The sequence below is a fragment of the Nonomuraea sp. MG754425 genome (genome assembly GCF_021699195.1).
Lineage (GTDB): Bacteria > Actinomycetota > Actinomycetes > Streptosporangiales > Streptosporangiaceae > Nonomuraea.
Genome location: NZ_SSXE01000027.1, coordinates 43,544 through 62,781, shown reverse-complemented (window position 1 = coordinate 62,781; position 19,238 = coordinate 43,544). Strand labels below are relative to the sequence as shown.

Sequence of the window (19,238 nt, the reverse complement as noted above, 5' to 3'; positions counted from 1 at the left end):
ACCCCCGCCTGGCCCCCTCCGCCCAGGTAGGGCACCACCATGGCCTCGGCCCCGGCCAGGCAGACGCACGGCAACCAGCCGGCCAGCAGCAACCCCCGCACCCGCCCGTCGGTGAGCAGCCGCCGGTTCACCCGCAGCGTCTCCCGCACCGCCCCGCGCCGCGCGCCGCCCCTGGCGGGCCGGCGCGGCAGCCCGAACCGCAGGACGAGGGCCCCGGCCAGGGACAGCCCGGCGGTGACGGCCAGCGCGCCCGCCGGGCTCGCGACGGCCAGCGCCGCGCCGCCCACCGACAGCCCGGCGATCTGCGCGCTCGCGGAGGCCACGTTGAGCACCGAGCGTCCCAGCACGTACGCGTCTCCGGGCAGCACCTCGGGCAGCATGGCCGCCCGCGCCGCCATGAACACCGGCGACAGCAGCCCCGTGACCAGCACCAGCGCCAGCATCGCCCAGATCGGTAGCCCGGCGTAGGCCAGCAGCAGGCAGGTCACGGCCCTGACCAGCTCGCCGGCCACCATGAGCGCCCGCGCCGGCAGCCGGTCGGCGAGCGAGAGCAGGAACAGCCCGCCGACGATGAACGGGAGCCACCCCGCCATGTACGCGGCGGCCGACAGGCCGGGCGAGCCGGTCCGCGCGTACACCAATACGGACAGCGCCAGCATCTTGATCACGTCGCCGCCGATGAGCAGCACGAAGCCGGCGAACAGGACCCTGAACTCCTTGACGGCGAACACCTCGCCGAACGTCGCGCCCGTCACGCCCCCGATGGTGCGGCCCACCCCCACACCCGTGCGATTTATTCGGATATAACCGAAAGGTGGTAGTGACGATCGAGGTCGTCCCGCAGGATCTGATCGCGAGCAGGTTCGCGATCTCGCCGCTCGTCGAGACCATGCACGCGCACTGGGTGCTGGCGGGCCACTTCCCCGCGGGCGTGCACGGCCCGTGGTCCGAGCGGCGGCGGGAGGCGTACCGGCGGCTGGCGGACGAGCATCCGGTGCTGCGGGCCGCCGCCGCGATCAGCGGCAACGCGGGCGCCGCGAACGTCTCCTTCATCGCGCCCCCGCCCACCGCCGCGGACGTGCCGTTCGAGGAGGAACTGGCCGCCGTGCGCGCCACGCCGCCGGCCCAGGCGCACGCGGAGATCCGGCGGGTGCTGGCCCAGCGGCCTCCCGTGCCGTCCTGGGTCAGGGAGCTGCTGCTCGGGCCGGAGGTGGTGGCCCGGTTCGCGCGGGCGTACGAGGCGTTGTGGACGCGGATCCTGTCCCACGACTGGCCGCGGCTGCGCGCGACGTTGCAGCGCGACGTGGTGCACCGGGCCGGGCGGCTGGCCGCCTACGGCTGGGGCACGGCGCTGGAGGACCTCAGCCCCCAGGTGCGCTGGCGGGCCGGTGGCCGGATCGAGCTGGAGCTGGTCTCCCCCGGCCGGTCCGTCAGGCTGGACGGCAAGGGGCTGCTCTTCCTGCCGTCCGCGTTCGTCGGCCGCATCGGCGCGTACCTGGAGGACGCCTGGCCGTACGCGATGGTCTATCCCGCGCGGGGCACCGGGGCTCCCGAGCGCGCGCCGGACCGGCACCTGGCGGGGCTGATCGGCCGCAGCCGCGCCCGCGTCCTGGCCGAGCTGGCCGAGCCGGCCACCACCACCCAGCTCGCCGCGCTGCTCGGGCAGAGTGTGGGCACCACGGGCGGCCACATCGCGGCGCTGCGCCGGACGGGCCTGATCGCGGGCACGCGCACGGGCCGCAGCGTCCTGTACGCCCGTACCCCGCTCGGCGACGCGTTGGTCAACGGCTAGCCTGTGCTGCGGGAAGCACGAAGCTATAGTGGTTGCGCATCAGTTCTGCAAATCTGTTCACGCATCGCATCCCAGGAGCGCGCGCATGAATGCCGCCGACGTCGCCCCCGAGGCTCAGGCCAGGTTCCCCCACGAGCTGATGTACGCGGCGGCCCAGCAGTACTACCTGGACGACGCCACCCAGGGCGACATCGCCAAACGCCTGGGCGTGAGCAGGGCGACCGTGAGCCGGCTGCTCACCGAGGCCCGCAGGCAGGGCATCGTCGAGATCAAGGTGCACCGCCCGGCCGCGCTCGGCGACGGCCCGCTGGCGGCCGAGGTGGCGCAGGCGCTCGGCCTCGACCGCGTCTACCTGGTCCCCAAGGTCAGCGGCCCGGCGCTGGGCCCGTGGCTGGCGCCGGGCGTGGCCCGCGCGCTGGCCGCCGTCGGGCTGGAGTCGGGCGACGTCGTGCTGGTCTCCTCCGGCACCACCGTGTACGAGTGCGCCCGCGAGGGCCTCGGCCGGTACCCGGGCGTCACGATCGCCCCCGCCGTGGGCGGCCAGGAGGAGCCGCAGCCCTGGTTCCAGACCAACGAGACCACCCGCGTCCTGGCCGAGCGCGCGGGCGGCGTGCCCGCCTACCTCTACGCGCCCGCGCTGCCCGGCCCCGAGCTGTTCTACTCGCTGCAGCACGAGCCCTCGGTGCGCCGGGTGATGGACCTGTGGGCGCACGCCAAGTGCGCGGTCGTGGGCATCGGCTCGCCGCCGCTGACCAGGCAGATGGTGCCGTCCCTGATGCCCCGCGACGCCGAGGGCCTGCGCCAGGCCGTGGGCGACGTGTGCATGCGGATCTACGACCGCGACGGCGCGCCGGTCACCTACCCGGGCAGCGAGCGCCTGGTGGCCGCCGAGCCGGAGGAGCTGCGCCGCATCCCGCACACGATCGCCGTCGCGGTCGGGGCGGAGAAGGTGCTCTCGATCGTGGCCGGGGCCAAGGGCGGCTTCTTCAACCTGCTGGTCACGGACACGCCGACCGCGGAGGGCCTGCTCGCGGCCACCCATCAGCTCTGAACACTTTTGCTGGACAAAGTTTCTGAACGCGCGCTAACGTGAGCCGCACCACAGGGTGTGCGCTCGAGTGAAGGCGTTCCCTGTGTCGGGGGCAGGTGCGTTCATAACCCGGCGTAAGTGAGGAATCAACCCGTGAACAGAGCTCAGATGCGGACCTCAGCGTTCGCCGCGGTGGCAGTGCTCGCAAGCTCGCTACTGGCGGCCTGCGGCTCAGGCTCCGACTCCGGCGCAGGTACCGGCGGGGGCACCGGCGGCGTCGAGAACGCCAAGGTCGCCTTCCTCATGCCCGACCTCGCCTCGACCCGGTACGAGCTGCAGGACAAGCCCCTGTTCGAGGCCAGGATGAAGCAGCTCTGCCCGACCTGCGAGGTCATCTACCAGAACGCCGACTCCGACGCCTCCAAGCAGCAGCAACAGGCCAACTCCGCGCTGGCCCAGGGCGTCAAGGCCATCGTGATCGACCCGGTCGACTCCGCCGCCGCGGCCACCATCGTCAAGTCCGCGCAGGCGCAGCAGGTCCCGATCATCGCCTACGACCGGCCGATCCCGGCCACACCGGCCGACTACTACATCTCGTTCGACAACGAGAAGATCGGCTCCCTGATCGCCCAGTCCCTGGTGGACCACCTCAAGGCGGAGCAGGCGGAAGGCGGCATCCTCCAGGTCAACGGCTCGCCCACGGACGCGGCGGCCGGGCTGATCAAGAAGGGCATTCACAGCGCGGTGGACTCGAGCGGGTTCAAGCTGCTGGCCGAGTACGACACCCCCGACTGGCAGCCCGAGAAGGCGCAGACCTGGGTCAGCGGCCAGATCACCCAGTTCAAGGACCAGATCGTCGGCGTGGTCGCGGCCAACGACGGCACCGGCGGCGGCTCGATCGCCGCGTTCAAGGCCGCCGGCGTGGACGTGCCGCCGGTCACCGGCAACGACGCCGAGGTGGCCGCCGCCCAGCGGATCATCTCGGGCGACCAGTACAACACGATCTCCAAGCCCATCAAGATCGTGGCCGAGGCGTCGGCGAACGTGGCCTGGGAGTTCATGCAGGGCAGGAAGCCCGCGGGCAAGACGCAGCTCTACGACACGCCGTCCGAGCTGTTCGTCCCGACGGTCGTGACCAAGGAGAACGTCAAGGAAGTGCTGTTCGACAGCGGCATCATGAAGGCCGCCGACGTCTGCTCCGGAGAGTACGCCAAGGGCTGCGACGAGCTCGGGATCAAGTGATGAGCGTCCTGTCGCTGCGCGGGATCAGCAAGACCTTCGGCGCCGTGGCCGCGCTCACCGACATCGAGCTCGACGTCGCGGCCGGCCAGGTCGTCGCCGTCGTGGGCGACAACGGCGCGGGCAAGTCGACGCTGGTCAAGATCCTGTCGGGGGTGCATCCGGCGGACGCGGGCACGATCACGTTCGAGGGCCGGGAGGTGGTGATCCCCAGCCCGGCCGCCGCGCACAAGCTGGGCATCGCCACGGTCTTCCAGGACCTCGCGCTCTGCGAGAACCTCGACGTCATCCAGAACCTGTTCCTCGGCCAGGAGATCCGCCCGCTGCGGCTGAACGACGTGGCCATGGAGACCCGCTCGTGGGAGCTGCTCCGCCAGCTCTCCGCCAAGATCCCGAGCGTGCGGGTGCCGGTCGCGGCGCTGTCCGGCGGCCAGCGCCAGACGGTCGCCATCGCCCGCTCGCTGCTCGGCGACCCCAAGGTCATCATCCTGGACGAGCCCACCGCCGCGCTCGGCGTCGCCCAGACGGCCGAGGTGCTCAACCTGGTCGAGCGGCTGCGCGAGAACGGCCTGGGCGTCATCATGATCAGTCACAACATGGCGGACGTGAAGGCCGTCGCCGACACCGTCGTGGTGCTCCGGCTCGGACGCAACAACGGGGTGTTCGACGTGGACGGCGTCACCTCCGAGGACATCATCGCCGCCATCACCGGCGCCACCGACAACGTGGTGTCCCGGCGGGCGCAAAGGGGGCAGACCTCGTGACCACAACGGCGACCGACCGCCAGGACGAGCGGCTGCGCACCGGCGAGGGGCTGCGCGGCGCCCTCTCCGACGTGGTCGAGCGGGCCCGCGGCGGCGACCTGGGCGTCATCCCGGTCGTGGTGGGGCTCATCGTCATCTGGTCGGTGTTCCAGATCCTGAACCCGATCTTCCTGTCCAGCGCGAACCTGGTGAACCTCACCCTGGAGTCCGCCGCCGTCGGCGTCATCGCGCTCGGCATCGTGTGCGTGCTGCTGGTGGGCCAGATCGACCTGTCCGTGGGCTCGGTCAGCGGGCTGTCGGGAGCGGTGCTCGCGGTGCTGTTCGTCGGCGAGGGGCTGCCGGTCTGGCTGGCCATCGCGGCGGCGGTGCTCCTGGGCGCGGTCATCGGCTGGCTCTACGGGCAGTTGTTCAACCGGTTCGGCGTGCCCAGCTTCGTGATCACGCTGGCCGGGCTGCTTGCCTTCCTCGGCCTGCAACTGTACGTGCTGGGCACCAAGGGCTCGATCAACCTGCCGTTCGACTCGGGCGTGGTGAGCTTCGCCCAGCTCGACTTCGTGCCGGACTGGCTGTCGTACACGTTCGCCGTCGTCGCGGCCGTCTGGTTGTTCGCCACCGGCTACCTGCACGCGCGCGAGCGGCGCGCCGCCGGGCTGTCGGCCAGGAGCGTCACGACGCTGGCCGTCCGGAGCGTGGCGCTGCTGGCGGTGCTGGCGTTCGTGGTCTGGTACCTCGGGCAGACCCGCGGCGTGGGCTGGATGTTCGTCTTCTTCGTGGCGCTGGTGCTGGTCATGCACTACCTGCTGTCGCGGACGAAGTGGGGCCGCGCGGTCTACGCCGTCGGCGGCAACGTCGAGGCGGCACGCCGGGCGGGCATCAACGTCAGGGCCGTCTACACCTCCGTGTTCGTGCTCTGCTCGACGTTCGCCGCGGTCGGCGGCATCCTGGCCGCGGCCCGGCTGGCGGCGGCCAACCAGAGCAGCGGCGCGGGCGACGTCAACCTCAACGCCATCGCGGCGGCCGTCATCGGCGGGACCAGCCTGTTCGGCGGGCGCGGCACGGCCTTCGGCGCGCTGCTGGGCATCATCGTGATCCAGTCCATCTCCAGCGGCCTGACCCTGCTCAACCTCGACTCCTCGATCCGGTTCGTGGTCACCGGGGCGGTGCTGCTGCTCGCCGTGGTCGTCGACTCCGTCTCGCGCCGGTCGCGGACCTCACACGGAAGGGCCTGATGGCGATCATCTGCGTGGACGCCGGAACCACGGTCATCAAGGCCGTCGGGTACGACTCCGCCGGCGTCGAGGCGGCCGTGTCCCGGCGCGAGACCGGCGTGTCCCGGCCCGCTCCCGGACACGCCGAGCAGGACATGGACGCCGTCTGGGAGGCGGTCGCGGCCACCGTGCGCGACGTCGCGGCCCAGCTCGGCGGGGCGGACTTCGTCGCGGTCACCGCACAGGGCGACGGCTGCTGGCTGGTGGACGCGAGCGGCCGGCCCACCGGCCCCGCGATCCTCTGGAACGACGCCAGGGCCGCCTCCGTCGTGGACGCCTGGACCCGCGACGGGCTCGCCGCCACCGCGTTCCGGGTGAACGGCTCGTCGGCCGCGTCCGGGCTGCCGCACGCCGTGCTCACCTGGCTGCGCGCGCACGACCCCGAACGGCTGGAGCGGTCGTCCACCCTGCTGACCTGCGGCGGGTGGATCTTCTCCCGGATGACCGGGGAACTGGCGGCCGACGAGTCCGACGCCTCCGCCCCGTTCATGGACCTGCGGGCGCGGGCCTACGCGCCGTCGCTGCTCGCCCTGTTCGGCCTGGAGTGGGCCGAGCGGCTGCTCCCCCCGATCCGGCCCTGCCCCGTCGCCGGGCTGAGCGCGGACGCCGCCGCCACGCTCGGCCTGCCCGCCGGCACGCCCGTCGTGCTGGCCCCCTACGACATCGCCTCGACCGCGCTCGGCGCGGGGGCCGTACGGCCGGGGCAGGCGTGCGGCATCCTCGGCACCACGCTCTGCACCGAGGTCGTCGTCGGCGACCCCGGCCTGGAGGGCGAGCCGGTCGGCATCACGATCGCGCTGCCCGGCGGCTACCTGCGGGCCTTCCCGACGTTCGCCGGCACGGAGGTGGTGCAGTGGACGTGCCGGCTGCTGGGGCTGCCGGAGCCCGCCGGGCTGGGCGAGCTGGCGATGCTGAGCGAGCCGGGGGCGCGCGGGCTGGCGTTCCTGCCGTACCTGTCGCCCGCCGGTGAGCGGGCGCCGTTCTCCGACCCGCTGGCGCGAGGGGCGCTGCTGGGCCTGTCGTTCGAGCACGGCCGCGAGGACGTGGCCAGGGCGGTGCTCGAAGGGCTCACCATGGTCATCCGCGACTGCCTGGCGGCCACCGGGGCGTCGCCGTCCGAGCTGCGCGTGTGCGGGGGCGGCTCGGCCAGCGCCACCTGGCTGAGCCTGATCGCCGACGTCACCGGGCTGCCCGTGCAGCGCTCGGCCGACGCCGAGGTGGGGGCGCGCGGGGCGTACCTGGTGGGGCTGGTCGCCACCGGGGCCGCGACGTCCGTCGAGGCCGCCGCCGCCGAGCACGTACGGCTGCGCCCGGCGGTCGAACCCGATCCCGCCCGCCGGACCCGCTACGACCGGCTGTTCGAGGACTTCCGCACGCTGCGCGGCGACACCGCCCGCACGTGGCCGCTGCTGAGCGAACTGCGGGGCCGCGCATGAGCGTGTGGATCGGCATCGACCTCGGGACGCAGAGCGTACGGGCGATGGCCGTCACCGGCGACGGCCGCGTGCTCGGAACCGGCAGCCGCCCGCTGACCAGCCACCGCGACGGGCCCCGCCACGAGCAGGACCCCGAGCAGTGGTGGCGCGAGCTGGCCGCCGCCACCCGCGAGGCGGCGCGCGCGGCCGGCGGGCCGATCGCGGGTGTGGCCGTGGCCGCGACGTCCGGCACGATCCTGCTCACGGACGGCTCAGGACGCCCGCGCACGCCCGCCCTCATGTACGACGACCGCCGCGCCGACGCCTCCCTCGTCAACGAGGTGGGCGCGCCGGTGTGGGAGCGGCTCGGCTACCGGCGCATGCAGCCCAACTGGGCGCTGCCGAAGCTGCTGTGGCTGCTGCGCGACACCCCCGCCGACGCCCGCGACCTGCGGCTCTGCCACCAGAACGACTTCGTCAACCGCCGCCTGACCGGCCACGCGGTGGCCACCGACCTGAGCAACGCGCTCAAGACCGGCGTGGACCTCGTCGAGGAACGCTGGCCGGCGGAGGTGTTCGACGCGCTGGGGGTGCCCGGCGAGATCCTGCCCGAGGTGGTGCGCCCCGGCGTCCGGCTCGGCGTGGTGTGCCCGGCGGCGGCCGAGGAGACCGGCCTGCCCGCCGGCACGCCGGTGCTCGCCGGCGCCACCGACGGCTGCGCGGCCCAGCTCGGCGCGGGCGCCCTGCGGCCGGGGAGCTGGAACTCGGTGCTGGGCACGACGCTCGTGCTGAAGGGCGTGACCAGGGAGCTGATCCACGACCCGCTCGGGGTGGTCTACTCGCACCGCGCCCCGGACGGCTCGTGGCTGCCCGGCGGGGCGTCGAGCACGGGAGCGGGCGCGCTGACCCGCGACCTGCCGGGCCGCGACCTCGACGCGCTGAGCGCCCGCGCGGCGGCCCGCTACGGCCCGGACGCGAACGGCACGCCCCCCGCTGTCACCTACCCGCTCGTGTCCCGCGGCGAGCGCTTCCCCTTCGCCGCCCCCGAGGCCGAGACCTTCACGCTCGGCGACCCGGGCGACGACGTCGGGCGCTACACGGCCGTCCTGCTCGGGGCGGCCTTCGTGGAGCGCCTGTGCTTCGACTACCTCGACCTGCTCGGCGCTCCCGTGGACGGTGAGATCGTCCTGACCGGCGGCGCGACCAGGAGCGCGTACTGGACCCGGCTCCGGGCCGACGTCCTGGGACGTCCGGTGACGCTGCGGGAGAACGCCGAGCCGGCGCTGGGCATGGCCGTCCTGGCGGGCGGCGACCCGGCGAGGATGATCAGGACCCGGGCGGTCGTCGAGCCGTCGGGGGCCGACCTGCGCGAGCCGTACCTGCGGTTCGTGACCGAGCTGGAACGGCGCGGCTGGCTCGACGCGACCGTCGCCGCGCACGCCCGTGAGAGGACCACCCGATGACCGACCTCGTGCTCGTCCGCCACGGCGAGACCGTCTGGCACGCCGAGAACCGCTACGCCGGCCTCACCGACGTCGAGCTGACCCGGCGCGGCCACGACCAGGCCGTGCTGCTGGCCGGCTGGGCGGCGGGAGCGGGGCTGGCGGCCGTGTGGTCCTCCCCGCTCAGCCGGGCCAGGATCACCGCCGAGACCGCCGCGGGCGAGCGTGGGGCCGGGCTGCCGGTGCGCGTCGACGAGCGGCTGCGGGAGCTGGACTTCGGTCAGGGCGACGGCCTCACCTCGGCCGAGATGAAGGCCCGCTTCCCCGAGGCCCGCGCCGCGTTCGAGGCCGACCCCGCCGCGCACCCGCTCCCCGGCGGCGAGGACCCGCACCTGGCCGCCGACCGGTTCGCCGCCGCGCTGCGCGACATCTCGGCCGCCCACCCCGACGGCCGCGTCCTGGTGGTCGCGCACACGACCGCCATCAGGCTGGCCCTGTGCCGGCTCGTCGGCGTGCCGCTGGGCGAGTACCGGCGGCTGTTCCCGCGCCTGGACAACTGCGCCCTGACCGAGCTGCGCCTCACGGGGCCCGGCGCGGACAGAGTGGCGCTGCTGCAGTACAACTCCCCGATTGGAGCCGTTCGTTGACCATCCGAGTCCTTGCCGCAGGCGACCACTTCGTCCAGAACCGCCTGCTCATCGACGCGCTCAGGCGCGCGGTCCCGGGAGAGGTGGACTTCCGCGAGCTGACGCTGCCGTGGCCGCTGGAGCCGTTCGGCCGGGTGGGCGAGGTGGACGAGGCTTCCGACGTGGAGTCGGAGCTGATCGAGGCGCTGCGCGGCGTCGAGGTGTGCGTGACCCAGATGGCCCCGCTGACCAAGCGCGTCCTGGACGCCTCGCCCGATCTACGGCTGTTCTGCGTGAGCCGGGGCGGCCCCGTCAACGCCAACCTGGAGGCGGCGGCGCGGGCCGGGGTCGCGGTGACGTTCGCGCCCGGCCGCAACGCGGTCGCCACCGCCGAGCACACGCTGGCCATGCTGCTGGCCGCCACCCGGCGCATCCCCCAGACGCACGCCGACCTGGCGGGGGGCGTGTGGCGGGGCGACTACTACACCTACGACAACGTCGGCCCCGAGCTGGAGGGCAACACGGCCGGCCTGATCGGCTACGGGGCGATCGGCCGCCGGGTGGCCCGCATGCTGGAGGGCTTCGGCGCGGAGGTGCTCGTGCACGACCCGTACGTGGCCTCCGCCCCCAACCAGGTCGAGCTGCCCGAGCTGCTCGAACGTTCGCTGTTCGTCTCCCTGCACGCCCGCGCCACCCCGGAGACCACCGGCCTGATCGGGGCCGCCGAGATCGCCGCCATGCCGCGCGGCTCGGTCCTGGTCAACTGCGCCAGGGGCGCGCTGCTCGACTACGACGCGGTGTGCGACGCCCTCGACTCGGGCCAGTTGTCCGGCGCCGCCATGGACGTCTTCCCCGAGGAGCCCATCCCGCCGGGCTCCCGCCTGCTCACGACGCCGAACCTGGTCATGACCCCGCACCTGGCGGGGGCCAGCAAGGAGACGGCGATGAAGGCCGCCGCCATCGTGGCCGCCGACGTGGCCCGCTACGTGCGCGGCGAACCGCTCGCCCACGTCGCGACCCCATGAGCTACCCCTTCAGCGCCCCCGCCATGAGCCCGCGCATGAAGAACCGGCCCAGCAGGACGTAGATCAGCATCGTCGGGACGGACGCCAGCACGGCCGCGGCCATCTGCTGGCTGTACGGGGTGGCCTGCGCGCCCGCGATGTTGTTCAGCATCACGGTCGTGGGCCAGCTCGTCGGCCCGGTCAGGAAGACGGCGAACAGGAAGTCGTTCCACAGCGAGGTGAACTGCCAGATGATCACCACGGCAATGGCCGGCCCCGACACGGGCAGCACCACCGACCAGTACGCCCGGAGCATGCCGGCCCCGTCCACCCGGGACGCCTCGATCAGCTCGTCGGGGATCGTCACGTAGTAGTTGCGGAAGATCAGCGTGCAGATCGGGATGCCGTACACGACGTGGGCCAGCACCAGGCCGGGGATCCCGCCGTAGAAGACGCCCTGCAGCCCGGCTGCCTGGTCGATGGAGACGAGGAGCTGCACCAGCGGGATCATCACCCCCTGGTACGGGATGAACATGCCGAACAGGAACAGCGTGAACAGCACGTCCGCCCCGGGGAAGCGCCACTTGGACAGCACGTACCCGTTCATCGATCCGAGCGCGCACGACAGCAGCGACCCGGGGACGGCGAGCAGCACGCTGTTCCACAGGCCGGGGGCGAGCTTCTCCCACGCCACCCGCCACGCCTCGGTCGTCCAGGTCTGCGGCAGGTTCCACGCCTGGCCGGGGTCGGCCTCGGTGAGCGGCTTGAAGCTGGTGGCCAGCAGCACGTAGATCGGGATCAGGAAGACGAGCACGAACAGGATCAGCAGGCCGAAGCGGGCCCATCCGAAGACCGCCGCCCTGCGCCCGGCGACCGCCGTCATGAGCGCCTCTCCTTACGCACCGACCAGATCAGGTACGGGATCACGAAGACCGCCACGCTGAGCACGATGTACGACGCGATCGTGGCCCCCTTGGCCGGGTCGTTGGAGTCGAAGACCGCCACCCACATGAACACCGCGGGCACGTCGGTGATGATCTGTTTGCCGGACACCGCCACGATCAGGTCGAACACCTTCAGCGAGATGTGCCCCAGGATGATCAGCGCGGACAGCGTGACCGGCCGCAGCAGCGGCAGCACCACGTGCCGGTAGACGCCCCACTCGCCGCAGCCGTCCACCCGCGCGGCCTCGCGCAGTTCCTCGGGCACGCCCCGGAATCCCGCCAGGAAGAGTGCCATGACATATCCGGACATCTGCCAGACGGCCGGGATCGCCATCGCGGCCATCCCCCAGTCCGGATCCCGGAACCACTGCCACTGCGGCAGCCCGATCCAGTCGAAGAGCCGGTTCAGCCCGACCGCCCGCTCCCCCGTGCCCGAGTTCATCAGCCACCGCCACACGATGCCGGTCGCCACGAACGAGATCGCCATCGGGAACAGGTAGATCGCCCGGAACGTCCCCTCGCCCCTGATCCCCTTCTCCATCAGGAACGCCAGCAGCCAGCCGAGCACCAGCGCCCCCAGCACGAACACGATCGTGAACATGATCGCGTGGTTCACCGAGAGGTGCCATCGGGGCAGGTCCCAGATCTCGACGAAGTTCTCCAGCCCCACGAACCGCCCCTCGGACACCGCGTCGTGCTGGTCGGTCATGGCGACCCGGAAGTTCCAGCCGAGCATGCCGTACACGAACACGCCGATCAGCACGATCGACGGCGTGACGAGGAGCAGTCCGGGCAGCCAGGTGCGTGCCCGCCTCACAAGCGTGTCCTCCCGTGGATGCGGCAGGGACGCGCGCCCCTGCCGCATTCTCGAATCACTGCGCGTTGGCGGTGGCCGCGTCGGCCAGGCCCTGCTGCAGCGCCTTGACGTCCTTGCTGCCGATGTACAGCCCGACCGCCTCGTTGATCGCGGCCAGCCATGGCTGGTTCACCGCCACGCCGTGCTGGATCGACCCGGCGAGCTTGTCGCTCGACCAGTCCTTCAGCGCGTCGGCCAGGTAGTCGGTGTACAGGGCCTGGTCGGCGTCCTTGCGGGCGGGGATGGAGCCCTTCAGCGGGTTGAAGGCGTCCTGGCCCTCCTTGCTGGCCGCGACCTTCAGCCAGGCCATCGCCCCGTCACGGTTCTTGGCGCCCTTGGGCAGGGTGAAGCTGTCGGACAACCACAGGTAGGTGCCCTCGGTGCCCGGCGACGGCGCCCAGTCGAAGTCCTGCTTCGAGGTCTTGCCCAGGCCGCCCTCCGGCGGGTTGTGGAAGTAGCCGTACGCCCAGTCGCCCATGATGTTGAAGGCCGCGTCGCCGTCGGCCACCTGCTTGGCCGCGGGCTGCCAGTCGTCCTGCGGGTCGCCCACGTACTCCATGATCTTGGCGAAGTTCTGCAGCGCCGTGGTCACCTGCGGGCCGGTCCAGTCGGCGCCCGGCTTGAACAGCGCGTTGTAGGCGTCGGCCCCGAGGGTGCCGAGCAGCACGCTCTCCATCAGGTGGGTGACCGTCCACTCCGACCCGATCGACAGCGGGATCTTGCCCTTGGCCTTGACCTTCTCCAGCGCCGCGATGAACTCCTCGATCGTCTTCGGCGCGGCGGCGACCCCGGCGTCCTTGAGCACGGAGGGGTTGAACCACAGGACGTTCGAGCGGTGGATGTTCACCGGCACGGAGTAGATCTTGCCGTCGACGCTGATCTGCTCGATGAGCTGCGCGGGGAAGACGTCCTTGAGCTTCAGCTCGTCGTAGAGCGGGGTCAGGTCCTCCAGGTTCCCGGCCTTGATGTAGCCCTGCAACTCGGCGCCCGCGTGCCCCTGGAAGGTGTCGGGCGGGGTGCCCGCCTGGAGCTTCGACTGCAGCAGCGCCTTGGCCTTGTCACCGGAGCCGCCGGCCACCGCCGCGTCGAAGAAGGTGTAGTTCGGGTTCTTCTCCTCGAAGATCTTTCTCATCGCCTGGAGGCCGTCGGCCTCACCCGGGCCCGTCCACCAGGAGAAGACCTCAACCTGCTGTTTCCCGCCGCCGCTCGCCGCGGGCGACTGCGCCGGCTGCCCCGCGCCCCCGCCACCGCCTCCGCAGGCCGCCAGGGCGAGCACGCTTGCCATCGTGATCGATACGGCCGCCAACCACCGTCGCATCCCACACCATCCCTTCGAATCCCCCCGAAGTAGGTGATTTGACAACGTTGTCAACAACGGCTATCAACCCACTTCAGGCCGCGCGGAGTCAAGGGATCGGCGGTAACAGCTCCGCATATTCGACTGTCAGCCGACGCGCTCCAGCGTCCCGTCGGGGCTCGTCACGACCGTGACGCCGAAGTCGTGGCTGGTGCCCGCCAGGTCGCCGCCGTCCGCGGCGACCACCAGCGCGCCCTTCGACATGCCCAGCGCGACCAGCGCGGTCAGGTCGCAGCCGCCGTCGGGCAGCCACGTGGTCAGCACCACGTCGGTCTCGGCCAGGCGCACGGGCAGGTCGAGCGCGGCCATCCTGGCCAGCAGGCCGGCGTGGGAGAGCCGGTCGCCGCAGGCGAGCAGCAGCGCGCACTGCCGCTTGGCGTCGAGCGCGGGCAGCGCGGTGGGCTCCAGCGCGAGCAGGCAGCGGAAGTCGAGCGTGTCGAGCGCCGGGCCCAGCGAGACGACCTGGCGCACCCGCGACTCCTCGGCCGCCAGGATCGCCGTCTCGGCCAGATCGGGCGTGGTGATCAGGACGCGGGCGTCGCACTCACGCAACCACGCCGCCATCTCGTACGCGCCTGTCCCCGGATCGATCGGCGCCGCCACCCCGCCGGCCGCCACCACCGTGTGCACCGCCAGCGTCTGGGCGCCGGCCGAGGAGACATGTACGCCCACCACCTGATCACGCCGGGCGCCCCTGCGCACGAGCCCGGACGCCGCCCTGGTCACCTCCGTCACCAGCCGGCGATAACCGTAGACGTGGCCACCGCGCAGATCGACGAGGGCGGGACGGTCGCCGCGCTCGTAGGCCCGGCTGAACACTTCGTGGATCACAGTGCCGGTGGTCGAGGCGGTGGGTTTCATGCCCGTCAACGTACGACCGCGGGCACGGCACGAGCATCCACCGATGTATGTAGGCGGCTGTCCATTCGCGCGAAGAGGTCTGGTCGCGGGTGGGCGGGCCCGAGCCCTGCGCGACTCGAGCCCGCTGTCACGCGTCCGGAGCCGGACCCCCACCCCTCCGAGAAGGCCCAGCCCCGCGTGGACGCGTGACGTCCCCGACCGATCGGCCGCGGCGTCCCCTCCAGTTGGTGCGAGGTACGCGCGGTGCGGTCGATCACGGAAGAAACGGTAAGCCTGCAGAGGCTGCCCGCACATGCTCTGACATGGCCATTCGACGATGTACACGGGGTGTGTAGAAGCTCAGCGGCTGCCGACCACCCATGCGGCGATCTGTGTACGTGTGGAGAAGCCGAGCTTCGCGAGGATGTTGGCCACGTGCCGCGCCACGGTGGCCGGGCTGATCACCAGCTCGTCGGCGATCGCCTTGTTGCTGAGCCCCCGCGCGACCAGGTCGGCGATCTCCTGCTCCCTGGGCGTGAGCCTGCTGTCCTGGGTGACCGGCACGACGGGCTCGGGCGGCGGCTCGGGCAGGTCGCCTTCGAGCGCGCAGGCCACGGCCTGGTCGGCGCTCAGCGCGGTGCCCTCCGCCCACAACACGCTGACGACGGCCCCGCCGAGGCTGTCGCGGGCCGGGCGCAGCACGTCCTCGGTGCGCGCGTCCGGCTGCCGGCCGCCCAGCGTCACCGCCGCCGCCACCAGCAGCACCGCGCGCCGGTGATCGCCCTCGGCGGTGACCAGCCCGGCCCACGCCTCCAGCCGGCGCGCGGTGCCGGCCCGCAGGCCCGCGTCGCGGCTCAGCATCAGCGCCTCGGTGAGCCTGGCCCTGGCCTCCACCAGGTCGCCCTGGTCGAGCGCCACCCGGCCGAGCCCGGCCAGGCAGCTCACGATCTGCTGCCTGGCGTCCACCCGGCGCAGCAGGCGCAGCCCCGACTCGTAGTGCCGCTTGGCGGTGCCGGCGTCGCCCGTCTTCCTGGCCACCTGGGCCAGGCCGATGTGGCCGAACGTCTGGCCGTAGTGGTTGTCGAGCTCCTCGCTGATCGTCAGCACCGCCTGGTAGGCGCGCTGCGCCTCGTGCAGGCGGCCCTGGTGCAGGCCGAAGCGCGCCCGCGTGCCCTGGGCCAGCGACTCCAGGATGAGGTCGCCCGACTGCCTGGCCGTGTCGAGGGCGTGGTCGAGGATGTCCTGCTCGCCGGTGAGCTGGGCCAGCGCGATCGTGCCGACGGCCTGGCCGTACACGTCCCTGGCGGTGGCGCACAGTTCGAGCCCGGCGCGGATGTGCCGGGTGGCCGGTTCGAAGTCGCCGGCGGCCAGCGCCAGCTCGCCGCGCACGATCGTGGCCCGCCCGCGCAGCCCGGACGGCACCTGCGGGGCGTCGAGGGCGAGCAGCCGGTCGAGCCGCTCGGTCGAGTCGAGCTTGCGCCCGCTGCCGATCAGCAGGAAGCGGATGTCGGTCAGCAGGGTGAGCGCGGTCTCCGGCATGCCGACGGCGATCGACCAGTCGCAGGCGGCGTTCGCCTCGGCCTTGAGCCCGTCGAACAGGTTGATGTACCGCTCGACCACGGGCCACGACGTGCGCACGCCGGGGGCCAGCGACTCCTTGAAGCTGGCCGCCAGCCTGGCCAGCGCCGTCAGGTGCCGGCGGCGCAGCTCGGCCTCCTCGCCGGACTCGGCGAGCTGCTCCAGCGCGTACTCGCGGACGGTCTCCAGCAGCCGGTAACGCGCCTGCCCGGCCACCTCCCCGTCGAGCACGACCAGCGACTTGTCCACCAGGTCGCAGAGCCGGGGCAGCACCTCCTCCTCGGCCAGGCCGGGACCGGAGCAGACCCACTCGGCCAGGTCCAGCGTCCAGGCGGAGCGGAAGGCGGCGGTACGGCGCAGCAGCAGCCGTTCCTGCGGGCTGAGCAGCCGGTAGCTCCAGTCCACGGCCGCCCTGAGCGTACGGTGCCGGGCCGGAGCGGTCCGCGCCCCGCCGGCCAGCAGCCGGAACCGGTGGTCCAGCCGCTCGACGAGCTGGCCCACCGACAGCACCCGGACCAGCGCGGCGGCCAGCTCGATCGCCAGCGGCAGCCCGTCGAGCGCCTGGCAGAGCTCCACGACCAGCGGCCGGGTCTCGGCGGTCAGCTCGAAGCCGGGCCTGGCGGCGCCGGCCCTGGTCACGAACAGCCGCACGGCCTCGCTCTCCGCACCCACCACCGACAGCGGCGGCACCCGCCACACCGTCTCGCCCGGCACCCGCAGCGGCTCCCGGCTGGTGGCCAGCACCGTCACGCCGGGGCAGGCCCGCAGCAGGTCGCGGCAGAGCTCGGCGCACTCCCCGATGACCGGTTCGCAGTTGTCGAGCAGCAGCAGCACGCGCCGCTCGCCGATCGTCTCGACCACGTCGCCGGAGATGCCGAGTGCCGCGCCGATCTCCGCTCTGAGCAGGCCCTTCTCCAGGTCTGCCAGCTCGATGAGGAACGCGCCGCCCGGATGGGCGGGGGCGATCCGGGCGGCGATCCGCAGGGCCAGCCTGGTCTTCCCGATGCCGCCCGCCCCGCACAGGGTCACGGCACGGGAGACGCGCATCAGGTGCACGAGCTCATCCACATCGGACTCCCGGCCCACGAAGGCGTTGGGCTCGGCCGGGAGGTTGCTCATTTCCGGGAATCGCTGCATCACCGTGAGTGTGTCATCAACTACGCTTCGCGCCCAGGCTTATCCGGTGGAGAAGTGACATCCGTACCGCTTCAGCCGTGGCCGGTCAGCGTAGCGCCGCCTCGATGACCGCGCGGGCGATCGCCGCCACCGCGGTCGCCCCGTCCCCCGGCCGCTCCAGCACGACGCCCACCGCCACCTCGGGGGCGTCGGCCGGGGCGAACGCCGTGACCAGCGCGTTCTCGGCCGGCCCGACCTCGGACGCGCCCGACTTCGGCGCCATCCCCATCCCCGAGGTGGCCGCCCCCGAGCCGTCCGCGGACGGCACCGACGTCATCATGGCGGCCAGGTGACGGGCCAGTTCGGGCGGCACGGCCGTCCGGTACGGCACCGGAGCGGCCCGGTTGATCACCGCCCCGTCCGGCAGCCGCGCCTCCTCCACCAGGTACGGCCGCATCAGCACCCCGTGGTTGGCCACCGCCGCCGACAACATGGCCACCATCAGCGGCGTCACCCGGTTCTCGTGATGCCCGATGGCCGCCAGCGCCGTCTGCGTCCTGTCCATGCCCAGCGGGTAGCGGCTCGGCGTCGCCGGCAGCGGGATGCGCAGGTGGGCCGCGTTGAAGCCGAACGACTCGGCCTGGTCCCGCAGCAGGTCCTGCCCGAGTTGCAGCCCGATGGCGGCGAAGGCGGTGTCACAGGAGGTCTGGAAGGCGTACGTGAGCGTCGGCCGCCGGTGCCCGCACCGCCCGGTCTCCAGGTACGGGGGCGCGCCGGGCAGCCGCAGCCGGGCCGGCGCGTCCACCGGGCCCGACGGCGTGTACTCCCCCGAGGCCAGCGCCGCCGCCGTGGTGACCAGCCTGAACGTGGACCCGGGCGGATACACCCGGTTCAGCGCCCGATTGAGCAGGGGCTGCGCCGGGTCCTGCCGGAGCCGCCGGATCGTCTCCGCCAGCAGGCCGCGGTCGAAGGTGGCCAGCGCGTTCGGGTCGTACGTCGGGTACGTGGCCAGCGCCAGGACCGCCCCGGTGGCCGGGTCGAGGGCGACCGCCGCGCCGGGGATCCCGGCGGCCCGCAGCCCCTCGTGGGCCGCCTGCTGCACCCGGTCGCGGAGCGTCAGCCGCAGGTCGGCCCCTTCGACGGCCCCCTCGCCGACCAGCGACCTGACCTTGACCTTCGGGTCCTCGCCGGACAGCACCGCGTCCTGGGCCTGCTCGATGCCGGTGGAGCGGTGCAGCGCCACGTGGCCGGTGACGGCCGCGTACTGCTCGGCGTGCGGGTAGAAGCGGTCGTAGCGGTAGGGTTCGCCGCCGGTGGGCCGGCTGATGGCGATGGGCGTGCCGTCGTAGGTGCGGATGTCGCCGCGCGGGCGGCCGTAGCGGTCGATCAGCGTGCGCTCGTTCCTGCGGTCGGCGTTGAGCGCGTACGAGCCGAACGACTGGACGATCGTGATGTGCGCGAGCAGGACGAACAGCAGCGCCGCGCACAGCCTGGCGACCCGGCTCAGCGGGACGTCGAGCCACCCCCCACTCGATCCAGCCATGGATCGAGATGTAGCAAGCGGGCCGCAAAGGCAGGGCTAGAGCAGGCTGCGGTAGTAGGAAATCTTGTGATGGATGTAGCTCTGCCGCTCGGCGAGGTTGGCGATCTGGCCCTGGACCTGCCGGTCGTGCTCCTCCAGCAGCCTGATGCGGTCGGGGACGGTGTGGTCGCCGGCGCGGACGAGTTCGGCGAAGCGCAGCATCGTGGCGATGGGCATGCCCGTGTCACGCAGGCAGCGGACCATGCCCAGCCACCCGACGTCCTCCTGGCTGAACCTGCGCTGACCTGCCGCGTTGCGGTCGACGCGCTCCAGCAGGCCGATCTTCTCGTAGTAGCGAAGGGTGTCGATGCTGAAGCCGGTCTCCTCGACGGCCTCGGCCGGTGTGTACACGCTCACCCGCACAGGATCTCACCTGGAGTGGGCT

17 protein-coding genes are annotated in these 19,238 nt (G+C 72.6%); 9 read left to right on the top strand and 8 right to left on the bottom strand.

Annotated features, from left to right (window positions below; translation table 11 throughout):
- A partial coding sequence (locus FAF44_RS12345) for an MFS transporter (RefSeq protein WP_237103232.1) occupies positions 1-755 on the bottom strand: 755 nt, incomplete at its 3' end.
- A 65-nt stretch (positions 756-820) separates the two neighbouring features.
- Between FAF44_RS12345 and FAF44_RS12340 the strand changes: the two genes are divergently transcribed.
- The 9 genes from FAF44_RS12340 to FAF44_RS12300 all read left to right on the top strand — a co-directional run bounded on the left by FAF44_RS12340 (position 821) and on the right by FAF44_RS12300 (position 10,601).
- The gene (locus FAF44_RS12340; RefSeq protein ID WP_237103231.1) at positions 821-1,792 is read left to right on the top strand and encodes a DUF5937 family protein; all 972 of its coding nucleotides are present in this window, start codon (positions 821-823) and stop codon (positions 1,790-1,792) included.
- Between the two features lie 85 nt (positions 1,793-1,877).
- On the top strand, positions 1,878-2,843 hold the full coding sequence (locus FAF44_RS12335) for a sugar-binding transcriptional regulator (RefSeq protein WP_237103230.1): 966 nt from the start codon (positions 1,878-1,880) through the stop codon (positions 2,841-2,843).
- A gap of 171 nt (positions 2,844-3,014) precedes the next feature.
- The gene (locus FAF44_RS12330) at positions 3,015-4,064 is read left to right on the top strand and encodes a sugar ABC transporter substrate-binding protein (RefSeq protein WP_237103229.1); all 1,050 of its coding nucleotides are present in this window, start codon (positions 3,015-3,017) and stop codon (positions 4,062-4,064) included.
- Positions 4,064-4,825, top strand: a complete 762-nt coding sequence (locus FAF44_RS12325) for an ATP-binding cassette domain-containing protein (RefSeq protein WP_237103228.1) — start codon at positions 4,064-4,066, stop codon at positions 4,823-4,825. The genes FAF44_RS12330 and FAF44_RS12325 overlap by 1 nt, the downstream gene beginning before the upstream one ends.
- On the top strand, positions 4,822-6,054 hold the full coding sequence (locus FAF44_RS12320) for a sugar ABC transporter permease (RefSeq protein WP_237103227.1): 1,233 nt from the start codon (positions 4,822-4,824) through the stop codon (positions 6,052-6,054). Before FAF44_RS12325 ends, FAF44_RS12320 begins: the two co-directional genes overlap by 4 nt.
- Positions 6,054-7,529, top strand: a complete 1,476-nt coding sequence (locus FAF44_RS12315; RefSeq protein ID WP_237103226.1) for an FGGY-family carbohydrate kinase — start codon at positions 6,054-6,056, stop codon at positions 7,527-7,529. The genes FAF44_RS12320 and FAF44_RS12315 overlap by 1 nt, the downstream gene beginning before the upstream one ends.
- Positions 7,526-8,971 (top strand): FGGY-family carbohydrate kinase, encoded by a 1,446-nt coding sequence (locus FAF44_RS12310; RefSeq protein ID WP_237103225.1) that lies wholly within the window; start codon positions 7,526-7,528, stop codon positions 8,969-8,971. Before FAF44_RS12315 ends, FAF44_RS12310 begins: the two co-directional genes overlap by 4 nt.
- Positions 8,968-9,597 carry a histidine phosphatase family protein gene (locus FAF44_RS12305; RefSeq protein WP_237103224.1) on the top strand — a complete coding sequence of 210 codons (630 nt, stop codon included), beginning with the start codon at positions 8,968-8,970 and terminating at the stop codon, positions 9,595-9,597. Before FAF44_RS12310 ends, FAF44_RS12305 begins: the two co-directional genes overlap by 4 nt.
- On the top strand, positions 9,594-10,601 hold the full coding sequence (locus FAF44_RS12300) for a 2-hydroxyacid dehydrogenase (RefSeq protein ID WP_237103223.1): 1,008 nt from the start codon (positions 9,594-9,596) through the stop codon (positions 10,599-10,601). Before FAF44_RS12305 ends, FAF44_RS12300 begins: the two co-directional genes overlap by 4 nt.
- 1 nt (position 10,602) lies before the next feature.
- On the opposite strand, the gene FAF44_RS12295 is transcribed toward FAF44_RS12300, so the two are convergent.
- The 7 genes from FAF44_RS12295 to FAF44_RS12265 all read right to left on the bottom strand — a co-directional run bounded on the left by FAF44_RS12295 (position 10,603) and on the right by FAF44_RS12265 (position 19,210).
- On the bottom strand, positions 10,603-11,463 hold the full coding sequence (locus FAF44_RS12295; RefSeq protein ID WP_237103222.1) for a carbohydrate ABC transporter permease: 861 nt from the start codon (positions 11,461-11,463) through the stop codon (positions 10,603-10,605).
- Positions 11,460-12,341: a carbohydrate ABC transporter permease gene (locus FAF44_RS12290; protein ID WP_237103221.1), complete on the bottom strand. Its 882-nt coding sequence runs from the start codon at positions 12,339-12,341 to the stop codon at positions 11,460-11,462. The genes FAF44_RS12295 and FAF44_RS12290 overlap by 4 nt, the downstream gene beginning before the upstream one ends.
- A 55-nt stretch (positions 12,342-12,396) precedes the next feature.
- The gene (locus FAF44_RS12285; RefSeq protein WP_237103220.1) at positions 12,397-13,698 is read right to left on the bottom strand and encodes an ABC transporter substrate-binding protein; all 1,302 of its coding nucleotides are present in this window, start codon (positions 13,696-13,698) and stop codon (positions 12,397-12,399) included.
- Between the two features lie 126 nt (positions 13,699-13,824).
- Entirely contained in the window at positions 13,825-14,598 is a 774-nt protein-coding gene (locus FAF44_RS12280) for an AMP-binding protein (protein ID WP_237103219.1), read from the bottom strand.
- A 339-nt stretch (positions 14,599-14,937) separates the two neighbouring features.
- The gene (locus FAF44_RS12275; protein ID WP_237103218.1) at positions 14,938-17,292 is read right to left on the bottom strand and encodes a LuxR C-terminal-related transcriptional regulator; all 2,355 of its coding nucleotides are present in this window, start codon (positions 17,290-17,292) and stop codon (positions 14,938-14,940) included.
- Positions 17,293-17,377: 85 nt separating this feature from the next.
- Entirely contained in the window at positions 17,378-18,814 is a 1,437-nt protein-coding gene (locus tag FAF44_RS12270; RefSeq protein ID WP_237103217.1) for a penicillin-binding transpeptidase domain-containing protein, read from the bottom strand.
- 36 nt (positions 18,815-18,850) lie between these two features.
- The gene (locus FAF44_RS12265) at positions 18,851-19,210 is read right to left on the bottom strand and encodes a MerR family transcriptional regulator (protein WP_237103216.1); all 360 of its coding nucleotides are present in this window, start codon (positions 19,208-19,210) and stop codon (positions 18,851-18,853) included.
- Positions 19,211-19,238 lie beyond the last annotated feature (28 nt).

Excerpts from the sequence above, each read along its gene's own strand:
- FAF44_RS12285 (WP_237103220.1), bottom strand. The coding sequence starts at position 13,698 with ATGCGACGGTGGTTGGCGGCCGTATCGATCACGATGGCAAGCGTGCTC.
- FAF44_RS12315 (WP_237103226.1), top strand. The coding sequence starts at position 6,054 with ATGGCGATCATCTGCGTGGACGCCGGAACCACGGTCATCAAGGCCGTC.
- FAF44_RS12325 (WP_237103228.1), top strand. The coding sequence starts at position 4,064 with ATGAGCGTCCTGTCGCTGCGCGGGATCAGCAAGACCTTCGGCGCCGTG.
- FAF44_RS12275 (WP_237103218.1), bottom strand. The coding sequence starts at position 17,292 with ATGCAGCGATTCCCGGAAATGAGCAACCTCCCGGCCGAGCCCAACGCC.
- FAF44_RS12310 (WP_237103225.1), top strand. The coding sequence starts at position 7,526 with ATGAGCGTGTGGATCGGCATCGACCTCGGGACGCAGAGCGTACGGGCG.
- FAF44_RS12305 (WP_237103224.1), top strand. The coding sequence starts at position 8,968 with ATGACCGACCTCGTGCTCGTCCGCCACGGCGAGACCGTCTGGCACGCC.
- FAF44_RS12295 (WP_237103222.1), bottom strand. The coding sequence starts at position 11,463 with ATGACGGCGGTCGCCGGGCGCAGGGCGGCGGTCTTCGGATGGGCCCGC.
- FAF44_RS12270 (WP_237103217.1), bottom strand. The coding sequence starts at position 18,814 with ATGGCTGGATCGAGTGGGGGGTGGCTCGACGTCCCGCTGAGCCGGGTC.
- FAF44_RS12280 (WP_237103219.1), bottom strand. The coding sequence starts at position 14,598 with ATGAAACCCACCGCCTCGACCACCGGCACTGTGATCCACGAAGTGTTC.
- FAF44_RS12335 (WP_237103230.1), top strand. The coding sequence starts at position 1,878 with ATGAATGCCGCCGACGTCGCCCCCGAGGCTCAGGCCAGGTTCCCCCAC.